The sequence below is a fragment of the Tabrizicola flagellatus genome (genome assembly GCF_046295235.1).
GTDB classification, from domain to species: Bacteria; Pseudomonadota; Alphaproteobacteria; order Rhodobacterales; family Rhodobacteraceae; genus Tabrizicola; species Tabrizicola flagellata_A.
In genome coordinates this window covers 1-17,741 of the sequence record NZ_JBKBLV010000053.1, presented here as the reverse complement: position 1 = coordinate 17,741, position 17,741 = coordinate 1, and the positions used below count along the sequence as shown (strand labels likewise).

Here is a 17,741-nt window from a genome sequence, read left to right as displayed (position 1 = left end):
CTGTGGACCTATAACAACGAACGCCCCAACATGGGCATCGGCGGCGTCACACCCGCCATGAAGCTGAAAATGGCCGCGTAAGTTCTACGGTCGCGCCCCGTTAAAACGGGGAGGATTACCCAGCCATCCGGTGGCCTCGACTATCTCGGCGACGGTCGCGCCCTCAGGGCGCTGGAGCATGGCGATGATCTGCGCCTGCTTGGTGCCAGCGCGGATCGCGACGGGTTTCGCGGTGTCGGTTTCGTCTGGCGTCTGCGTCAATTCCGGCTTTGGCCTCGCCTTCCGCGCGCTGGCAACGGCGCTGGCCACCACCGGCTCGATCCCGATGGCCTCCAGCCCGGCCTCGGTGGCGATCAGCGTGGTGCCGTGGCCGTCGCCCGTCTTGCGCCACATCGGCTCGCCGCGGCTTGAGGAGGCCTCGACCTCCTCGAGCCAGCCGCGGGCGATCATCTTGCCGACCACCATCTTGGCGGCAGCGCCGACCAGCCCCTCGGGCAGCGGCAGGGCGAGGTTGCCGGGCCGGGTCGCGGCGCGGGACAGGATCAGGGACTGGGTGTCGGACGGGGTGGTCATCGGGGCCTCCGGGCGCTTGGGCGCGCGCAGTGCGCGCCTTCTACGGGCGTTCGCCCGGCTTACGCGGCCCCACTGGGGCCACGGTCCGGGCTCACCCCCGCATCGGACGGGGCGGCCGTCGCGCGGGGTGGGCGCGTCAGGCGGCGTGTTGGCCTTCCTTGAAGGCGCTGTCGGCGATCTGGCGCAGCAGACCCGCGTAGTACTTCAGCGTCCCGACATGGCCCCAGTTGATTTCGTCGGGGTGGGTCTCGAAATGGTCGTCGCTCAGGGCCTTAAGGCGATCCAGCATGGTGTCGATCTCGGCCTTGGCGGCGATGAAGGCGTCGAGGGCCTTGTCGTTCTGGGCGGCGCGGCGGGTGGTCATGGAAGGGCGTCCTTCGGTGAGTTGCATCGTCTCCTTGCGATCAGACTCGCTCTGTCGCGCCCTCTAATCAACTGAAACCCAAGCGATATCATAAGCTTGATCGGACTATCTGCGCCATGAAAGGCATGAGCGAACGTGAGTACGCAGCCCATTCGGGGCTCTCCCGCGGCGGGGTGCAGAAGGCGCGGAAGAACGGGCGGCTGGTGGTTTTCGACGACGGGTCGATCAACGCCTCGGCCTCGGATGTGCGGCGGGCGGAGATGACGGACCCGGACCAGCAGCGCCGGTCCTTGGGCGGTGACGGGCTGTCCAGCAGCCCAGGCGAGACGACGTCCTACATCAAGGCCCGCACAGCGCTCACGGTCTACGCGGCGCAGGAACGCCAGCTGGCCGTGCAGAAGAAGAAGGGCACGCTGGTCGACCGCGCGCGGGCGGAAACGCTGGTGTTCCGCCTGGCGCGGCAGGAACGCGATGTCTGGGTGACCTGGCCCGGACGGGTGGCCGCGTTGATGGCGGCGCAGATCATGGCGGAGGTGGAACGGCAATCCGGGGCATCGGTGACGATCGAGACCGCGATCATGCAGAGGGTGCTGGAAGCCCATGTCCGCGAACAGCTCGACGCGCTCGCCGACCTCCGGGTCTCGCTTGCATGATGAGGATGACGACAACGACCTGACCGAGGGTCTCGACCTCGGCTTCGACGGCGCCGAAGACCTGCTCCGGGTCTGGCGGCAGGGGCTGCGCCCCGACCCGAATCTGACGGTGTCGGAATGGGCGGATCAACATCGCTGGCTGTCGTCGCGCGGGGCGGCGGAGCCGGGGCGCTATCGCACCGCCCGCGCGCCCTATCTGCGCGAGATCATGGATGCGCTGTCGCCCGGTCATCCGGCCCAGCGCATCACCTTCATGAAGGCCGCGCAGGTCGGCGCGACGGAAGCAGGCAACAACTGGATCGGCTTTGTCATCCATCACGCGCCAGGGCCGATGCTGGCGGTGCTGCCGAGCCTGGAACTGGCGAAGCGCACCTCGCGGGGCCGCTTGGACCCGTTGATCGCGGACAGCCCGGCGCTGCGCGAACGGGTGAACCCGGCCCGGTCGCGCGATGCCGGAAATTCGATGCTGTCTAAGGAATTCCCCGGCGGCATCCTGGTCCTGACCGGGGCCAACTCGGCGACCGGCCTGCGGTCGATGCCCGCGCGGTATGTCTTCCTCGACGAGGTCGATGCCTATCCGGCCTCGGCCGACGAGGAAGGCGACCCGGTCACGCTGGCCGAGGCGCGGACGACCACCTTCTCGCACCGGCGCAAGGTGTTCATGGTCTCGACCCCGACGATCCGGGGGCTGAGCCGGATAGAGCGGGAATTCGAGGCATCGGATCAGCGGCGCTACTTCGTGCCCTGCCCGCATTGCGGGGCGATGCAATGGTTGCAGTTCGACCGGCTGCACTGGGCGAAGGGGAAGCCCGAAACCGCCGCCTATCACTGCGAGGGGTGCGAACGCCCCATCGCCGAGCACCACAAGACCGAGATGCTGGCCAAAGGGGAATGGCGGGCAACAGCGGTTTCCAAGGATCCGAAGGCCATCGGCTTTCACCTCTCGGCGCTCTATTCGCCCTTGGGCTGGAAAAGCTGGTCCGACGTCGCGCGGGAATGGCTGGCGGCCCAAGGGTCGGACGAGACACTGCGCGCGGCGCGCAACACGCTGCTGGGCGAGACTTGGGTCGAGTCGGGCGACGCGCCGGAATGGCAACGGCTGGCGGATCGGCGGGAGGCGTGGAAGTCGGGCACCGTGCCCATGGCGGGGCTGTTCCTGACCGCGGGCGCTGACGTCCAGAGGGACCGGATCGAGGTCGATATCTGGGCCTGGGGCCGAGGCCTCGAGTCCTGGCTCGTCGATCACATCGTCATCCCGGGCGGGCCTGACGATCCGGCGGCCTGGGACAAGCTGACAGCGCTGTTGGGGAAGAGCTGGCAGCATGCCAACGGCGCGCACATGCCCGTGGCGCGGCTTGGCATCGACACCGGCTACGAGGCCGCAGCCGTCTATGCGTGGTCGCGCAAGGTCGGCTTCGAGCAGGTCGCGCCACTGAAAGGCCTCGAAGGGTTCAACCGGGCGGCACCTGTGTCTGGCCCAACCTTCGTCGACGCCACCATCGGCGGCAAACGCCTGCGGCGCGGCGCGCGGCTCTGGTCGGTGGCCACGGCAACGTTCAAGGCGGAGACCTACCGCTTCCTGCGGATCGAACGCCCCTCGGACGAAGACCGCGCCACCGGAGTGCTCGACGCTCGCGGCACGATCCACCTGCCCGGCTGGGCCGACACCGAATGGCTGAAGCAGCTGGTGGCGGAACAGCTGGTCACGATCCGCAACAAGCGCGGCTATGCCCATCAGGAATGGCAGAAAATGCGCGAACGGAACGAGGCGCTGGACTGCCGGGTCTATGCCCGCGCTGCGGCATGGATCATTGGTGCCGACCGGTGGGATGAGGCCACCTGGCGGCGGCTGGAAGCGCAAGCGGGTGTGGAAACGCGCATGCCCGCGGCCGTGGCGGCCGAAACCACAAACGACCCAGCCCAGCCCAAGGCCGGAACCCTGACCACGCCGCGCCGGAAACGGCGGGCCTACACCCCGAACTTCATGAGGGATTGATGGACCTGGAACGCATGCAGGCCCTGCTCACGGCATTGCAGGAAGCCCGCTTCGCGGGGCTGCGCAGCGTCAGCTATGACGGCAAGACCGTGACCTATGGCTCCGACGCCGAACTGGCTGCGGCCATTCGCGATCTGGAAGCCCGCGTTGCCACCGCCTCGGCCACCCCACGTCGCCGCCGCTGGGGCACCGTGGCAACCAAGGGCTTGTGACCATGGTGTTCGATGCCTTCCGCGCGCGGCTTGGATCCATCATCGGTGGGTTCGACGCGGCGCAGTCCCACCGCCGCATGCGCGGGTTCCGCGCCACCCGGGCGCATGTGAACACGCTGATCGCGGCCTCGGGCGAGACCATCACCGCCCGGGCGCGCTGGCTCGTGCGCAACAACGGTTATGCCGCGAATGCCGTCGATGCCTTCGCGAACCATGTCGTCGGCGACGGCATCAAGCCGTCCTCGAAGATCGCCGATGCCGCAAAGAAGGAGGAATTGCAGAAGCTCTGGCTTGCCTGGACCGACGAGGCTGATGCCGAGGGGCTGACCGACTTCTTCGGCCTGCAGCGCCGGGCGGCGCGCGAGGTGTTTCTGGCAGGCGAGGTCTTCCTGCGCATCCGCACACGGCGGCCTGAGGATGGGCTGACGGTGCCGATGCAGCTGCAGATGCTCCCCTCGGAGATGCTGCCCCCGGACATGACGCGCATCCTGCCCGGGGCGGGATCGATCCGGCAGGGCATTGAGTTCGACGGGATTGGACGGCGCGTGGCCTATCACTTCCTGCGCCGCCACCCGGGCGACATGACCGATCCTGGCCTCGCAGGCGAAACCGTCCGGGTTCCGGCCTCGGAGGTCATCCACATCCTCGACCCCGTCGAGGCGGGCCAGCTGCGGGGCGTGTCGCGCTTTGCCGCGGCGGTGGTGAAGCTCTTCACGCTCGACCTCTACGACGATGCGGAGCTGGAGCGGAAGAAGACGGCGGCGATGTTCGCCATGTTCATCACCTCCCCCGCCCCGGAAACCGCCCTCGATCCGGCCGAGGACGACCTCGAGGTCGAGCCCGGCCAGGTGGTGAGGTTGGACCCGGGCGAGGATGTCACCACGCCATCTACCCCGGATTCGGGCAGCACCTACGAGCCGTTCCAGTACCGCACGCTCCTGCAGATCGGCGCGGCGCTGGGAGTGCCCTATGGCTATCTGACCGGCGACACCGCAAAGGGCAACTTCTCGAACACCCGCATCGCGCTCGTCGACTTCCGCCGCCGCATCTCGGCCTTCCAGCATTCGGTGATGGTCTACCAGCTTTGCCGCGCGGTCTGGACGCGCTGGATGGACATGGCCGTTCTGGCCGGGGCCATTGAGCTGCCGGGCTATGCCACCGACCGGCGGGAATACCTCGCCTGCGACTGGCTTCCGACAAAGTGGGACTGGATCGACCCGGCCAAGGATGCCTCGGCTGAGATTCTGCAGATCGAGGCGGGCCTGAAATCCCGCACGCAGGCCATCGCCGAGCGGGGATACGACGCCGAACAGGTCGACCGGGAAATCGCCGCCGAACGGAAACGCGAGGCCGAGCTGGGTCTCGACTTCCGGCGGCCGGGGTCACCCGCACAGGCGGCGGGTGGCGGTGTGGGGCCGGATGATGCCGAGGACCGGCGGCAGGATCGGCAGGATAGCGACGATCAGGAAGACAAAGGCGAGGACCGGGATCCTCGGCCCGCGAAGGGGAGAGAATGACCGCTCCTCCTCGATCAACCCTCGAGAAGCTCCACGCCTGGGAGCCTGGCCGCCTTGCGGTCGAAGGTCACCAGGCTCTCCGCCCCGACCTGTCGGCCAGCGGCGGCAATCATCAGATCGGCGAACCCGAAGCCCTGATCGCGGTAGGCTTGCAGCACCGTGCCGACATCGTCGCTGGCCTCGACCTCCAGTTCGGCCGCAGCCAGCACCCCCTCCAGCGCAGACGCGATCTCGGCCCGGCTGCAGCCATAGGCCCGCTCCAGCACCCAGACGAGTTCGACAAGCACCTCGCGGGCGACGAATCCCGGGTGATCGACGGTCAGCCCGGCAAGGAAGCGACGGGCGATGGCGCCCTGCTCCGGGTCGTCCTGCGTCAGGAACCGGACAAGGACATTGGTGTCGATGGCAATCACGCGTCGCGGCCCTCGTCCGCCGCACCCGCGGCAATCGCCTCATCCATCGCGTCGAGGGTGACCGGCTTCGCGCCCGGCCGCCGCAAGAGCCCGGCAAGGTCGCTCACCGGCCGCGCCTTCAGGAGCCGAACCTCACCATCGAGGATCACGTAGCGCACCCGGTCGCCGGGGTTGAGACCCAGCGCCGCCCGCACGTCGCGTGGCAGCGTCGTCTGACCCTTGGAGGTGACGGTCGATTCCCGCATGGCAGATTCCTTACGTTTCGCATGAGCGCCTTACCTTAGCCGAAGCAGACCTTCGACGCAATGAACCCGGATCGCACTGGCATGCCCCTGCACCACACCCAGATCGCCCAGCGCGTGTTCAACACGCCCCTGATGGTCGATCCTGCCAAGGCGCTGGTCTTCCTGACGGGGCTTGGCCCGCGGATCACCGGTCGGGAGATCACTTTCGAAGGGCCGGAGATCGCGGCCGAAGATCGGGATGCGGCCACTCTGCCAGCCCGGGCGTCGCTCTTTGGCGACGACCTGACCTGCCGCCAGGCTCGGAACGGCGGCCAGCCCTTCGCCGTCGTCGACGGGATCGCGGTCATCGAAATCGCAGGCACGCTGGTGCATCGCGGCGCGTGGATCGGACAATCCTCCGGCCTGACCTCCTACGAGGGGATCGCCGCCCAGCTGCAGGCGGCGCTTGCCGATCCTGCGATCCGCGGCATTGCGCTCGATATCGACAGCTTCGGTGGCGAGGTCGCCGGGGCCTTTGACCTCGCCGACCGCATCCGCGCAGCGCGACAGATCAAACCCGTGCAGGCCTTCGTCGCCGACCACGCCCTGTCGGCCGCCTATGCGCTTGCCTCCCAGGCCGACCGGATCGTCCTGCCCCGGACCGGCTCTGTAGGCAGCATCGGTGTCGTGGCCATGCACAGCGACATGAGCGGGGCGCTCGACCAGAAGGGAATCGCCGTGACGCTGATCCATGCAGGCGCGCGCAAGGTCGATGCGAACCCTTACCAGCCGCTTCCCGAAGCTGTCCGCGACCGGATCGCGGGCGAGCTTGAGGATCTGCGTCAGCTCTTTGCCGAGACCGTCGCCGAAGGGCGCGGGCGGCGCCTCGACACACGCCAGGCGCTGGGCACCGAGGCCGCCGTGTTCCGCGGCGAGGCGGCCGTCTTTGCAGGTCTTGCCGATGAAGTGGCCGATCCCGTCACCGCCTTCCGCGCTTTCGCCGCCGCACCCCGCGGCACATCCACCCCCAGAGGAAAAAGCCCGATGATGACCACCGCCCCCGAAGACCATGCGCAGCCTGCTGCCAACAACCCGCCGGAACCAGCCGCGCCCACGGCAAGCGCGCCGCCGCAAACCACGGCAGCCGCGATGTCGCCCGAGGCGATCCGCGCCGAGGCGGCCGAGGTCGCGCAGGTCTGCGCGCAGGCCGCGCGCCTCGGGGTCCAGATCGATGCCGCGGATGCCGTCGCGAAGGGCGTGAAGCCCGAGGCGCTGCGCGCCAAGGTCCTGGCCGACCTCGCCGCCCGCAGCGATGCCGCGGGCATCATCGCCACCGCCCCGGCACCCGGGGCGAAGGAAAGCCCCATCGTCGCGGCTGCGAAGAAGTCGGCCGCCGCCTCGCGCTGAACCCGGCGCATCCCATCCCCCACCATCCTGGAGACTTAATCATGCCCGTCCTGACGGAACCGCCCAGCATGAGCGATGTCCTCAAATATGAGGTCAACCCGAACTACACCCGCGAGGTCGTGACGCTGCTCGCGGGCATGCCCTATCCCGTCGGCGCCGTCCTCGGCCGCATCACCGCCAGCGGCAAGTACAAGCTGGCCACCAGCGGCGGCACCGATGGCGCGCAGACCGCCTCGGCCGTGCTGCTCTATGCCGTCGATGCCACGCTGGCCGATGCCACCGGAATCGTCGTCGCCCGCGGCCCGGCCATCGTCTCGCGCGCAGGCCTCGCCTACGACGCCACCGTCGATGACGCGGCGAAGATCACCACCAAGATCGGCCAGCTGGCCGCCGCAGGCATCATCGCCCGCGACGGCGTCTGACGCTGCCCATCCGCCGTCGCCCCTTCCTTCATCCCCCGGAGCATCCCATGACCCTCGTCCGCAATCCCTTTGACGCTGGCGGTTACTCGCTGGCCGAGATGACGCAGGCTATCAATATCCTGCCCAACCTCTACACCCGCCTCGCCCAGATCGGCCTCTTCCGCTTCGAAGGGGTCAGCCAGCGCTCGGTCATCATCGAGCAATACGAGGGCGTCCTCAGCCTCCTGCCCTCTGTCCCCCTCGGCGGCCCCGCCACCGTCGGCACCCGGGAAGGCCGCTCGATGCGGTCCTTCGCCCTGCCGTGGATCCCGCATGACGACGTGATCCTGCCCGCCGATATCCAGGGCGCCCCCGCGCTGGGCGCCTTCGATGCGGCCGATCCCCTCGTCGAGGTGATGAACCGCAAGCTCCTGCTGATGCGGCGCAAGCATGCCCAGACCCGCGAATACATGGGGATGAACGCGCTCCGCGGCGTCGTGAAGGACGGGGCGGGCACCACCCTCTACAACTACTTCACCGAATTCGGCCTCGCGCAAATCTCCGTCGACTTCGTGCTGGGCACCGCGGGCACCAACGTGCAGGGCAAGGTCCGCGAGGTGCTGCGCGCCATCGAGGACAACCTGTTGGGCGAGGCGATGACCAGCGTGCACGCCCTCGTCAGCCGGGAATTCTTCGACAAGCTGATCGCGCATCCGAAGACGGAAGAGGCCTACAAGTTCTACGCCCGCCAGCACCTCGACGAAAAGGGCCGCTGGATCGACGTGATGACGGAGACGTCAATCCTGCCGGTCAACAAGCGGCCCCGGCTGGCGATCCGCCTGCACACGTCGAACTGACGGACGCAACCCGTGTCCGTCTTTGCCGCCGCCATGGACCGCATCTTTACCCATGCCTCCATGGCGGCCCCGGCCCTCTGGATCTCGGCCACGACATCCGAGGAACGCCCGATCCGCATCATCCGCCGTGCCCCCGACCGCGTCACCGACTTCGGCGCGGGGCGGTTCGTCAGCGACACGACGGTGGTGGATGTGCGCGTCGCCGACCTGCCCGCCCCACGGCCGGGCGACGTGATCGTCATCGGCGCGGACAGTCATGTGATCCAGGGGGAACCGCTGCGCGACAGGGAACGGTTGATCTGGACGCTCGATCTGAGGCCAGCATGAAGCTGAAGCTGGAAATCAGCCCCGACCTTGCCGCCCTGATGCAGGCGGAAATCGCTGCCGGTGAAAAGGCCGTCACCACGGCCATGCGCGAGGCGGGCGCGGGCCTCAAATCCGCCTGGCGCGGCCAGATCACCGGCGCGGGGCTGGGCACCCGGCTTGGCAACTCGATCCGGCTGGCCACCTATCCCAAGGGCGGCGAAAGCCTGAACGCCGCCGCGCTGGTCTGGTCCAACGCCCCGGTGATCGTCGGTGCGCATGACACCGGGCCACTGATCCGGTCGCGCAACGGGTTCTGGCTGGCGATCCCCACCCCGGCCGCAGGCAAGTCCACCAGCGGCTTGCGTCGAGGCAGTACCTCGACCACCCCCGGCGAATGGGAACGCCGCACAGGCCTGCGGCTGAGGTTCATCTATCGCCGTCGCGGGCCGAGCCTGCTGGTGGCCGAGGTGCGACTGAACAGCAAGGGACGCGCGGTAGCATCCCGCGCGAAGACCGGTCCCGGGCTGACCACCGTGCCGATCTTCCTCCTCGTGCCGCAGGTCAAACTGCGCAAGCGGCTGGACCTCGCGCGGGATGCCGAACGGGCAATCGACGGCGTGCCGGGGCGGATCGTGGCGGGGTGGGTGGAAGGCAACGCACGCTAGGGTCAGGACTCGTTCTCCATTCATAGCCAGAACATGACGGTTGCGGCGAGTGCGACGGCTGAGAGGAAGACCTTTGGGCACCGGTCATAGCGGGTGGCAACCCTGCGCCAGTCCTTCAGCCGACCGAACATGATCTCGATCCGGTTGCGCCGTTTGTAGCGTCGCTTGTCGTGCTTGATGGGTTTGCCGCGCGACTTCCTGCCTGGGGTGAAGGGCTACAAGATTTGATCCAGTGGATCAAATCAGCCCTGAACGGGCTTTATCCCCTTGTCTTTCAACGCATCTCTGAACCAGTCAGCGTCATAGCCCCGGTCAGCCAACAGCCATTCTGCCTTTGGCAAGCTGCTCAACAGCGCCGCCGCGCCGGTGTAATCACTTGCTTGGCCTGCCGTCATGAAGAACCGGATCGGGCGACCATCAGCGTCGGTGACGGCGTGCAGCTTGGTGTTCATGCCGCCCTTCGTCCGACCGATCAGACGGCCCCTCTGGTCGCCTGGCCCCCCTTTTTCGACCGCAGGCTGGTCGCCGTGCGGTGCGCCTTGAGATACTTGCGGGGGCACGCTCGAACCAATGGCGCATGCCCCCTCACGTCGATCATCACCGTCTTCGGCACAGCGGCCTCGGCAGCCAGCCCATCCATGATCCGGGCAAAGACCCCCGTTCGCGGCTGCGCTGGAACCAGTGGCGCGCAGCCGCTCACCTCCACCGCTTCCAGCGGTTGTAGAGGGTCTTCGGCGGGCCATATTCCTTGGGCGCATCACACCACCGCAAGCCATTGCGATTGATGAAGATTATCCCGCTCAACACCCGCCGGTCATCGACCCGCGGCTTTCCGTGGCTTTTGGGAAAGAAGGGCTGAAGCCGCGCCATCTGCGCCTCGGTCAGCCAGAAAAGGTTGCTCATGATCCAGTCTCCTTTCGGAGCTTGAATCAGGCCGAGCCCACAAAATCAATGGGTCCTGACCCTAGCGCCTATCCGGCCGTCACGGCCTTCAAGGCGCTGGCGGCCGATGTGAAGACCATCCTCGGGCCGGGCACCAAGGTGGGTTACGCCTCGGACTGGTCAGAGTATTTCGGTCACCAGCCCGGTGACGGCACCGGGGACGTCTATTTCCACCTCGACCCGCTGTGGTCGGACGCTAACATCGATTTCATCGGCATCGACAACTACATGCCGCTTTCAGACTGGCGGGATGGCTTCGATCACGCCGATGCCCTGCAGGGTTGGCCCGCGATTCATGACCGGGGCTATCTGAAAGCGAACATCGCGGGCGGAGAAGGTTTCGACTGGTTCTACGCCTCGGCGGCCGACCGGTCGGCCCAGATAAGGACGCCCATCACCGACGGGAGCGCAGGCAAGCCGTGGGTCTTCCGTTACAAGGATCTGCGCGCCTGGTGGTCGAACCCGCATTTCAACCGGCCCGGTGGGGTGGAAAGCGGTACGCCCACGTCGTGGGTGCCGCAATCGAAGCCGATCTGGTTCACCGAACTGGGGTGCCCCGCCATCGACCGAGGCACGAACCAGCCGAACGTCTTCTTCGACCCGAAGTCGTCCGAGAGCTTCACCCCGTACTTCTCCCGCGGCTGGCGCGATGACGCGATCCAACGCGCCTATCTCGAGGCCAGTTACCTCTGGTGGGGTCAGGGCACGAACAACCCGACCTCATCTGTCTATGGCGGCAGGATGGTCCACGTCCCTGAATGCGCTGCCTGGACCTGGGACGCGCGGCCCTATCCGTTCTTTCCTGAACTGACCGATGTCTGGACCGATGGGCCGAACTGGCGGCTGGGCCATTGGCTGACCGGACGGCTGGGCGCGGTGTCGCTGGCGGCCCTCGTTCGCCACCTCTGCCTGCACGCCGGGCTCGACGAGGCGTTGATCGACGTCTCCGGCCTCTGGGGCGCGGTCGAGGGCTATGTGATCGGCGCGCTGGAAAGCCCGCGCGCATCGATTTCCACGCTGGCCCGACATTTCGGGTTCGATGCAATCGAGACCGAAGGCATGATCCGCTTCGTCATGCGCGGCCGTGCCTCGGTCGCGACACTGGCCATCGACGATCTGATTGCCAGCCGCGAGGGCGAGGCCTTCGAACTGACCCGCGGCCAGGAGACCGAACTGCCCCAGGCGCTGAAATGGCAGGTCGCGCGGGCGGATGAGGATTATGACGCGGTCCTCGTCGAAGCCCGCCGCATCACCGTCGACACGACGCGCATCGCCTCCGAGTCTTTCCCGATGGCGATCCCGCCCGAGGAGGCCGAGCGCCGCTGCCGCCGTGCGCTGATGGAGGCCTGGATCGGACGGGAAAGCGCGACCTTCCGGCTTCCGCCCTCGCGGCTCGCCCTCGATCCGGCGGACGTGATCCGGCTCTCCCATGACGGCCGGGAGGTGGAATTCCGCCTGGTCTCCGTCGCCGACGCCGAGGCGCGCGGCATCGAAGCGGTGCGTCAGGACCGTGCCGCCTATGACCTGCCGCCGGGGGATCCCCGGCCCGCGAGCATTTCCAGCCCCGTCATCTTCGGCACGCCGGAAGTGGTGATGCTGGACCTGCCGCAGATCAGCGAGGACCAGCCCGCACATCGCCCCCTGATCGCCGCCCATGCCAGCCCCTGGCCGGGCGAGATCGCGGTGTTCCGCAGCGCCTCGACGGACGGGTTCAACCTCTTGACGACCTTTAGCAGTCGGGCGCGGATCGGCACGCTCGCCTTCGACTTCTTTCCGGGGCCGACCTCGCGCTTCGACCTCGGCAACGCGCTCGTGGTTGATCTTGTAGCCGGAACGCTGGAAAGCGTGACCGACGTCGCGTTGTTTGGCGGGGCCAATGCGCTGGCGGTCGAGACGGCAGCCGGGGTCTGGGAGATCGTCCAGGCTGGGCAAGCCGAACTGATCGCCGCTGGCCGCTACCGACTGACCCGGCTCTTGCGCGGCCAGCGCGGGACGGTGCACGCGATGGGCAACCCCGCTCCGGCCGGGGCGCGGGTCGTTGTGCTGGACACGACACTGGCCTCGCTGCCCATCGCCGAGGCAGACCTTGGCTTGCCGTGGAGCTGGCGCGTCGGCCCGGCCGCCCGCGCCGTCAGCGACGCAAGCTATGCCGCGCTGGGCTTTACCCCGAACGGGCGCGGCCTCGTACCCTTCGCGCCGGTGCATGTCGAACAGCCATAGCGGACGGCGCGCAGCCCGGGCGATCTCACCATCCGCTGGACGCGCCGGTCCCGTGCACTGGTCGCGGATGCCTGGGAGCAGGTCGAGGTCCCGCTGGGCGAGGACTTCGAGAGCTACGACGTCCAGCTCCTCGACGGGGCTGTCGTCAAGCGCACGATGACCAGCACCACCACGTCCGCCCTCTACACCGCTGCCCAGCAGACCGCCGATTGGGGCGCGCCACTCGGGCCAGGTCAGGCGCTGGCGATCCGCATCTTCCAGCTCTCGAACCGCCTCGGCCGCGGCACGCCCGCGACCGTGACCCTCCAGTTCTGACGGGATTTCCGATGTCCGACACCACGACCCATCTCGGCCTGCCCTATCTTCTGGCCGCCCAAGCGCAGAAGCATGTCACGCATAACGAGGCGCTGCGCCTGCTCGATGCCATGGTGCAGCTTTCGGTCTTGGACCGCACACGTACCGCGCCCCCCGGCCAGCCCGGCCGAAGGTAACCGCCATCTGGTGGCTTCCGGCGCAACCGGCCTCTGGGCGGGTTGGGACCTGAACATCGCCTTCTGGATCGATGGCGCGTGGATCCGCCTCGTCCCGCGCACCGGTTGGCTGGTCTGGGTCGCTGCCGAAGGCCTGTTCCTCGTCTGGACCGGCATCGCCTGGGAGGTCGTGGGCGAGCCGCGCGACGTCTCGGACGCGGTCTTCAGCCTGGCGAACGATGCCGATCCGACCAAGAAGGCGACTTTCTCGCTGGCGGGGACCAGCGCCGGGACGACGCGCAGCTTCACCCTGCCGAACACCTCGTCGGAACTGGCGATCCTTGCGGGCACCCAGACCTTCACCGGCAACAAGACCTTCTCCGGCACGTTGACCGCCTCGGGCACGGTCACCATATCGGCCGCCAGCGCCTTGATCGGCACGGCGACGACGACCGCCACCTACGGGATGGGCACCGGCGCCACGACCACGGGCGTGACCAAGACCGTGAACCTCGGCACCGGCGGCGCGTCCGGGTCGACAACGGTCATCAACATCGGCTCGGCCACGGGTGGTTCGGGCGGCACGACCGTCATCAACACGCCGACCGTCACCTTCGCCAATGCCGTCACGCAGGTCGGCATGCCCCAGGCCAACCTGACAGCACAGCTCTTGGGCCTCGGCGGGGCCACGGCGGACAGCTACAACCGGCTGTCGGTGAACACACCGGCCGTGCTGCTGAACAACGCGGGCGCCGGGATAGAGGCGACCGTGAACAAGGCGACCCCGGCGAACGACGCGGCCTTCGCGTTCAAGACCGGCTTCTCCGCCCGGGCGCTGATCGGCCTCCTCGGCAACGACGATTTCAGCTTCAAGGTCAGCCCGGACGGATCAGCCTTCTACGACGCGATCCGCATCGACCGCACCAGCGGTCAGGTGGAACTGCCACAGCCAGCAATCCTGCCGGGTCTTGCCGCCGCACCGACCCCACCGCCCACCGGCAAGGCGGCCGTGTATTCCCGCAACCGGGCGGGCGCGCCGTGGATCGACGTCATGCGCCCTTCGGGACGGGATTTTCCTTTGCAGCCGCACTTCGGGGTGAACCGCATCGCCAACTGGTCGCCCTCGACCGGCACGACGATCACCTCCGAAGGTCTGCCCATCACTTCGGTCGGCACGGTCTCGCACCCGACGCTGGCCGCCACGAACCTTGCAGCCTCGATGCGCCGCTGGCGTCTGACCTCGGCGGCCGTGGCGGACTCGGTCGCCGACCAGCGCTCCGCAGGCTGGGCCTGCTGGCGCGGCAACGCGGCGGGCCTCGGCGGGTGGAGCTTCGTCACGCGGATTTCGGTGACGACCCTGCTGGCGACCGGGATGGCGTTCTTCGGCCTCTACGGTTCCACCGCCGCGCTCGCCACCACGCTGCCCCTCTCGGCCGTCGTGAACTGCATCGGCATCGGCTTCCAGCGTGGTGCCCACACCCGCTGGCAATTGGTCGCGAATGACGGCACCGGAGCGCCGACCCTGACCGACATGGGGACGAGTTTCACCATCGCCACTGGCGGCGTGCTGACCCTGTTCATCGCCGCCCCGCCGAATGGATCGTCCGTCTGGGTGCGTGTCGTCGATGAGGTCTCCGGCGCGATCTTCGAGCAGGAGATCACCGCCGACCTGCCCGCCGCAACGCAGTTCCTGTCGCCCCGGCTCTTCATGAACACCGGCGCGACGGCCGCCGCCGTCGCTTACGACTGCGCCGGGCTCTACCTCGAGACGGATTTCTGAAGCGAGGGGATCAATGGATCGCTTCGGCGCCGCAGCACTTCTTGAACTTGCGCCCCGAGCCGCATGGACAGGGATCGTTGCGGCCGACCTTTGCACGCGGAACAGGCGCCCCGGGCAGATGGGCCTGTCCCGGCACCCTGCCTTGAGCCTTCCCCCAGGCATTCAGGTTCGCGACCAGATCGGGGATCATGTCCGGGGCCATCGCATCCAGTTCCCGGATGGCGTCCGCGCCCAGTTCGGACCCGCCTGCGGCAATGTCGTGCAGGGCCAGAAGCAGGGGAATGCTGGACGCGATCTCCTCGTCGCTGCTCTCGACGCTTGCCTCCCAGGCTTCCGGGCGCAACTGCATCGCGCGCTCAAAGCCGGTGATCCAGGGCTCCCACATCAGATCGCCGGTCAAAGGATCCTTGTCATAGACGGCTTCATATTCGGTCGGGGTTTTCGCCAGACCGCGCGCCACGCGGTTGTAATGCGCCATCACGGCCTCCAGCGTCGCGGTCGCCTGATCCATGTCGGCAAAATGCGGGGCGATGTCGTCACCCCAGACCAGCGGCAGCCATTCACTGGGCAGAATCATCTCGGAGCACACGAGGATGCCCGCGACGAAGCCGTCGAACTCGCTCAGCAGCATGCCGTCGTTTTCGGGCGGCAGGGCGAGCAGGCGTTCGGAAAGCTGCGCCAATTGTCTCTGGCCATGACCCATGGCACTATCTCCTTTCCTTCCGGCGCCGCATGCTGCGCTGTGCCCAGTCCGCGCCGCCATAGGTGACCGCATAGATCAAGACTTCGGCGGCGGCGTCATCCACCACGAAGGCGATGACGGCTTTCCGCCCGGCCGGAATCGCACGCAGGCCGGGGGCGATGTCATCGCGGAGGCTGCCCTTGTGCGGCGTATCCTTCAGTGTGGCGATGGTCGCCTCGATCTCGGCCAGTTTCCGCGCGGCGACATCCGGCCCGGCATAGTCGAGGATCCACTGCACGATGGAGGCGAGGTCACGCGCGACGCGCGGATGGAAGCGGATGCGCCAGGTCACGCTCCACGCGCAGCGCCAATGGTGGCCCGGGCGGCCGCGAAGGCGTCGTCCTGCTCGATGAACGCCTCGCGCGGTGTTTCCATGCGCGCACGGATTTCCTGCGCGAGCGCCGACAGGGCGATCCCGCGCTCCTCCTCGTCCTGCATCATCTGTTCCAGCGCGGCTGCGACGGCGGCACTCTGCGTCGCGAACACGCCCTGCCCCACCTTCTCCGAAAGGAACCGGTGATGGCGGTCGGTGAAGCTGAGGGTAGTCTTTACAGTCATCCGCGCCTCCGAGGGTATGGCTGAGTCATATACTGGAAGGCGGCGACGGTTTCAACGGCGGGAGCGAGGGACGCGCGGGGCCCGTCGATGGGGGGCTCGGCAAACGTTGACCAGGTGTTGACAAGAATTTGGAACTACGAAAGCCGAGCGTTATGCTCGGCTTTGAAGTCTTTGATAGCGCGTAGTTTTTTGGTTGCGGGGGCAGGATTTGAACCTGCGGCCTTCAGGTTATGAGGGCTACCCCCGAGTTCGGAATACCTTCGTGATTTCCGCAGGTTAGGAAGATCTCGGACGCCGAACGTCGGCGTCGTGTCGCACGGAGAAGCCGCAAACCGTTGGGATAAATCGGGAATCCGGTCCCTGCCCGGACCAGGGCCTACGGTCGCAGTTCATTGCAGCGCTTCCGGGCGAAGTCCCACGCCGAAAACGGCGGGGTGTCAGGCGCGGGGGATGGACCCTTGATCCACGGGTCTTTGCCAAATGAGGTGAACTGGTCATAGAGTTCGTCGGCCGTCTTGGCGGGATTGTCCTGCAGGAAGTCATCCACGATCTTCCGGCAAGCGGCCACGGCCGCATCGAGGCTGTCGAAGTTGCCGAGGCAATACCGCTCCTCTTCATCCATGTAATGGAAGTTGTCATCGACGTAGACGGTCCATTTGCCTTCGGTCATCGCGCCTGCCGATTTGTGCAACGTCACCGCTTGATGGTCTTGCGTCCGGGCATGGCGATCAAGGTATCGCCGCCTGTCACCCTTGGGTCAGGACTCGTTCTGGTGTCATAGCCAGAACATGACGGTTGCGGCGAGAGCGACGGCGGAGAGGAAGACCTTCGGGCATCTGTCCCAGCGCGTTGCGACGCTGCGCCAGTCCTTGAGGCGCCCGAACATGATCTCGATCCGGTTGCGCCGTTTGTAGCGGCGCTTGTCGGTGCGGACGGCCTTGCCCAGCGACTTCCGGCCTGGGATGCAGGGCTTTATCCCCTTGTCCTTCAACGCTTCCCTGAACCAGTCGGCATCGCAGCCCCGGTCGGCAATCAGCCATTCGGCGCCGGGCAGGCTGCCCAGCAGGGCGGCGGCGCCGGTGTAGTCGCTGACTTGGCCCGCCGTCATGAAGAACTTCAGGGGCCGTCCCTTGGCGTCCGTGACAGCATGCAGCTTGGTGTTCAGCCCGCCCTTGGTCCGCCCGATCAGACGCCCGCGTTGATCGTCGGGCCCCCCTTTTTCGCCCGCAGGCTCGACGCCGTGCGGTGCGCCTCGAGGTCGGTCGCGTCGATCATGACGACCTTCTCCTCGCCGCCTTCGGAGGCCAGCCCCTCCATCATCCGGGCGAAGACCCCCGTTCGCGGCTGCGCTGGAACCAATGGCGCGCAGCCGCTCACCCCCACCGCTTCCAACGATTGCAGAGGGTCTTCGGCGGGCCATGGTCCTTCGGCGCGTCGCACC

At 67.4% G+C, this 17,741-nt stretch carries 17 protein-coding genes and 4 pseudogenes; 11 read left to right on the top strand and 10 right to left on the bottom strand.

What is annotated here, in order from left to right:
- Nucleotides 1-84: 84 nt before the first annotated feature.
- Complete coding sequence (locus ACK4IU_RS17115) at nucleotides 85-573, bottom strand: DUF3489 domain-containing protein (protein WP_409737544.1); 489 nt, start codon at nucleotides 571-573, stop codon at nucleotides 85-87.
- 136 nt (nucleotides 574-709) lie between these two features.
- Complete coding sequence (locus tag ACK4IU_RS17110) at nucleotides 710-937, bottom strand: hypothetical protein (protein ID WP_409737541.1); 228 nt, start codon at nucleotides 935-937, stop codon at nucleotides 710-712.
- Between the two features lie 116 nt (nucleotides 938-1,053).
- Here ACK4IU_RS17110 and ACK4IU_RS17105 point away from each other — a divergent pair, with 116 nt between their 5' ends.
- From ACK4IU_RS17105 to ACK4IU_RS17090, 4 genes are read left to right on the top strand one after another with little or no spacing between them, the layout of a single operon-like run.
- Nucleotides 1,054-1,590 (top strand): hypothetical protein, encoded by a 537-nt coding sequence (locus tag ACK4IU_RS17105; protein ID WP_409737538.1) that lies wholly within the window; start codon nucleotides 1,054-1,056, stop codon nucleotides 1,588-1,590.
- Nucleotides 1,538-3,586 carry a phage terminase large subunit family protein gene (locus ACK4IU_RS17100; RefSeq protein WP_409737535.1) on the top strand — a complete coding sequence of 683 codons (2,049 nt, stop codon included), beginning with the start codon at nucleotides 1,538-1,540 and terminating at the stop codon, nucleotides 3,584-3,586. The genes ACK4IU_RS17105 and ACK4IU_RS17100 overlap by 53 nt, the downstream gene beginning before the upstream one ends.
- A complete protein-coding gene (locus ACK4IU_RS17095) occupies nucleotides 3,586-3,798 on the top strand; it encodes a phage head-tail joining protein (protein ID WP_409737532.1) in 213 nt (70 codons plus the stop codon). Before ACK4IU_RS17100 ends, ACK4IU_RS17095 begins: the two co-directional genes overlap by 1 nt.
- A gap of 2 nt (nucleotides 3,799-3,800) precedes the next feature.
- On the top strand, nucleotides 3,801-5,315 hold the full coding sequence (locus ACK4IU_RS17090) for a phage portal protein (protein WP_409737529.1): 1,515 nt from the start codon (nucleotides 3,801-3,803) through the stop codon (nucleotides 5,313-5,315).
- Between the two features lie 14 nt (nucleotides 5,316-5,329).
- Here the strand turns inward: ACK4IU_RS17090 and ACK4IU_RS17085 are convergent, their stop codons facing one another.
- Together ACK4IU_RS17085 and ACK4IU_RS17080 are read right to left on the bottom strand one after the other, a co-directional pair.
- On the bottom strand, nucleotides 5,330-5,728 hold the full coding sequence (locus tag ACK4IU_RS17085; RefSeq protein ID WP_409737526.1) for a PIN domain-containing protein: 399 nt from the start codon (nucleotides 5,726-5,728) through the stop codon (nucleotides 5,330-5,332).
- Nucleotides 5,725-5,973, bottom strand: coding sequence for an AbrB/MazE/SpoVT family DNA-binding domain-containing protein (locus ACK4IU_RS17080; RefSeq protein ID WP_409737523.1), 249 nt, complete (start codon nucleotides 5,971-5,973; stop codon nucleotides 5,725-5,727). Before ACK4IU_RS17080 ends, ACK4IU_RS17085 begins: the two co-directional genes overlap by 4 nt.
- Nucleotides 5,974-6,060: 87 nt before the next feature.
- On the opposite strand from ACK4IU_RS17080, the gene ACK4IU_RS17075 reads away from it, so the two are divergent.
- From ACK4IU_RS17075 to ACK4IU_RS17055, 5 genes are read left to right on the top strand one after another with little or no spacing between them, the layout of a single operon-like run.
- On the top strand, nucleotides 6,061-7,359 hold the full coding sequence (locus ACK4IU_RS17075; RefSeq protein ID WP_409737547.1) for a S49 family peptidase: 1,299 nt from the start codon (nucleotides 6,061-6,063) through the stop codon (nucleotides 7,357-7,359).
- Between the two features lie 41 nt (nucleotides 7,360-7,400).
- Nucleotides 7,401-7,781, top strand: coding sequence for a head decoration protein (locus tag ACK4IU_RS17070; RefSeq protein WP_409737520.1), 381 nt, complete (start codon nucleotides 7,401-7,403; stop codon nucleotides 7,779-7,781).
- Nucleotides 7,782-7,828: 47 nt separating this feature from the next.
- Entirely contained in the window at nucleotides 7,829-8,617 is a 789-nt protein-coding gene (locus ACK4IU_RS17065; RefSeq protein WP_409737517.1) for a major capsid protein, read from the top strand.
- A gap of 12 nt (nucleotides 8,618-8,629) precedes the next feature.
- Nucleotides 8,630-8,944 (top strand): hypothetical protein, encoded by a 315-nt coding sequence (locus ACK4IU_RS17060; RefSeq protein ID WP_113900856.1) that lies wholly within the window; start codon nucleotides 8,630-8,632, stop codon nucleotides 8,942-8,944.
- A complete protein-coding gene (locus ACK4IU_RS17055) occupies nucleotides 8,941-9,588 on the top strand; it encodes a DUF6441 family protein (RefSeq protein ID WP_409737514.1) in 648 nt (215 codons plus the stop codon). Before ACK4IU_RS17060 ends, ACK4IU_RS17055 begins: the two co-directional genes overlap by 4 nt.
- Nucleotides 9,589-9,608: 20 nt before the next feature.
- Here ACK4IU_RS17055 and ACK4IU_RS17050 read toward each other — a convergent pair.
- A pseudogene (locus ACK4IU_RS17050) lies at nucleotides 9,609-10,491 on the bottom strand (IS5 family transposase).
- A 63-nt stretch (nucleotides 10,492-10,554) separates the two neighbouring features.
- On the opposite strand from ACK4IU_RS17050, the pseudogene ACK4IU_RS17045 reads away from it, so the two are divergent.
- Together ACK4IU_RS17045 and ACK4IU_RS17040 are read left to right on the top strand one after the other, a co-directional pair.
- Nucleotides 10,555-13,065, top strand: a pseudogene (locus tag ACK4IU_RS17045) (glycoside hydrolase/phage tail family protein); the annotation flags it as partial.
- Nucleotides 13,066-13,076: 11 nt separating this feature from the next.
- Nucleotides 13,077-15,000: pseudogene (locus ACK4IU_RS17040) on the top strand (DUF2793 domain-containing protein).
- A gap of 10 nt (nucleotides 15,001-15,010) precedes the next feature.
- Here ACK4IU_RS17040 and ACK4IU_RS17035 read toward each other — a convergent pair.
- The 5 genes and pseudogenes from ACK4IU_RS17035 to ACK4IU_RS17015 all read right to left on the bottom strand — a co-directional run.
- Complete coding sequence (locus ACK4IU_RS17035; protein WP_409737512.1) at nucleotides 15,011-15,703, bottom strand: UPF0149 family protein; 693 nt, start codon at nucleotides 15,701-15,703, stop codon at nucleotides 15,011-15,013.
- 4 nt (nucleotides 15,704-15,707) lie between these two features.
- Nucleotides 15,708-16,034 (bottom strand): type II toxin-antitoxin system RelE/ParE family toxin, encoded by a 327-nt coding sequence (locus ACK4IU_RS17030; RefSeq protein WP_409737509.1) that lies wholly within the window; start codon nucleotides 16,032-16,034, stop codon nucleotides 15,708-15,710.
- Nucleotides 16,031-16,300, bottom strand: a complete 270-nt coding sequence (locus ACK4IU_RS17025; RefSeq protein WP_238382587.1) for a hypothetical protein — start codon at nucleotides 16,298-16,300, stop codon at nucleotides 16,031-16,033. The genes ACK4IU_RS17030 and ACK4IU_RS17025 overlap by 4 nt, the downstream gene beginning before the upstream one ends.
- A 376-nt stretch (nucleotides 16,301-16,676) precedes the next feature.
- Complete coding sequence (locus ACK4IU_RS17020) at nucleotides 16,677-16,970, bottom strand: hypothetical protein (RefSeq protein ID WP_409737505.1); 294 nt, start codon at nucleotides 16,968-16,970, stop codon at nucleotides 16,677-16,679.
- Between the two features lie 105 nt (nucleotides 16,971-17,075).
- Nucleotides 17,076-17,741: pseudogene (locus ACK4IU_RS17015) on the bottom strand (IS5 family transposase); the annotation flags it as partial.

Excerpts from the sequence above, each read along its gene's own strand:
- ACK4IU_RS17095 (WP_409737532.1), top strand. The coding sequence starts at position 3,586 with ATGGACCTGGAACGCATGCAGGCCCTGCTCACGGCATTGCAGGAAGCC.
- ACK4IU_RS17035 (WP_409737512.1), bottom strand. The coding sequence starts at position 15,703 with ATGGGTCATGGCCAGAGACAATTGGCGCAGCTTTCCGAACGCCTGCTC.
- ACK4IU_RS17100 (WP_409737535.1), top strand. The coding sequence starts at position 1,538 with ATGTCCGCGAACAGCTCGACGCGCTCGCCGACCTCCGGGTCTCGCTTG.
- ACK4IU_RS17115 (WP_409737544.1), bottom strand. The coding sequence starts at position 573 with ATGACCACCCCGTCCGACACCCAGTCCCTGATCCTGTCCCGCGCCGCG.
- ACK4IU_RS17080 (WP_409737523.1), bottom strand. The coding sequence starts at position 5,973 with ATGCGGGAATCGACCGTCACCTCCAAGGGTCAGACGACGCTGCCACGC.
- ACK4IU_RS17020 (WP_409737505.1), bottom strand. The coding sequence starts at position 16,970 with ATGACCGAAGGCAAATGGACCGTCTACGTCGATGACAACTTCCATTAC.
- ACK4IU_RS17025 (WP_238382587.1), bottom strand. The coding sequence starts at position 16,300 with ATGACTGTAAAGACTACCCTCAGCTTCACCGACCGCCATCACCGGTTC.
- ACK4IU_RS17055 (WP_409737514.1), top strand. The coding sequence starts at position 8,941 with ATGAAGCTGAAGCTGGAAATCAGCCCCGACCTTGCCGCCCTGATGCAG.
- ACK4IU_RS17090 (WP_409737529.1), top strand. The coding sequence starts at position 3,801 with ATGGTGTTCGATGCCTTCCGCGCGCGGCTTGGATCCATCATCGGTGGG.
- ACK4IU_RS17105 (WP_409737538.1), top strand. The coding sequence starts at position 1,054 with ATGAAAGGCATGAGCGAACGTGAGTACGCAGCCCATTCGGGGCTCTCC.
- ACK4IU_RS17070 (WP_409737520.1), top strand. The coding sequence starts at position 7,401 with ATGCCCGTCCTGACGGAACCGCCCAGCATGAGCGATGTCCTCAAATAT.
- ACK4IU_RS17065 (WP_409737517.1), top strand. The coding sequence starts at position 7,829 with ATGACCCTCGTCCGCAATCCCTTTGACGCTGGCGGTTACTCGCTGGCC.
- ACK4IU_RS17110 (WP_409737541.1), bottom strand. The coding sequence starts at position 937 with ATGACCACCCGCCGCGCCGCCCAGAACGACAAGGCCCTCGACGCCTTC.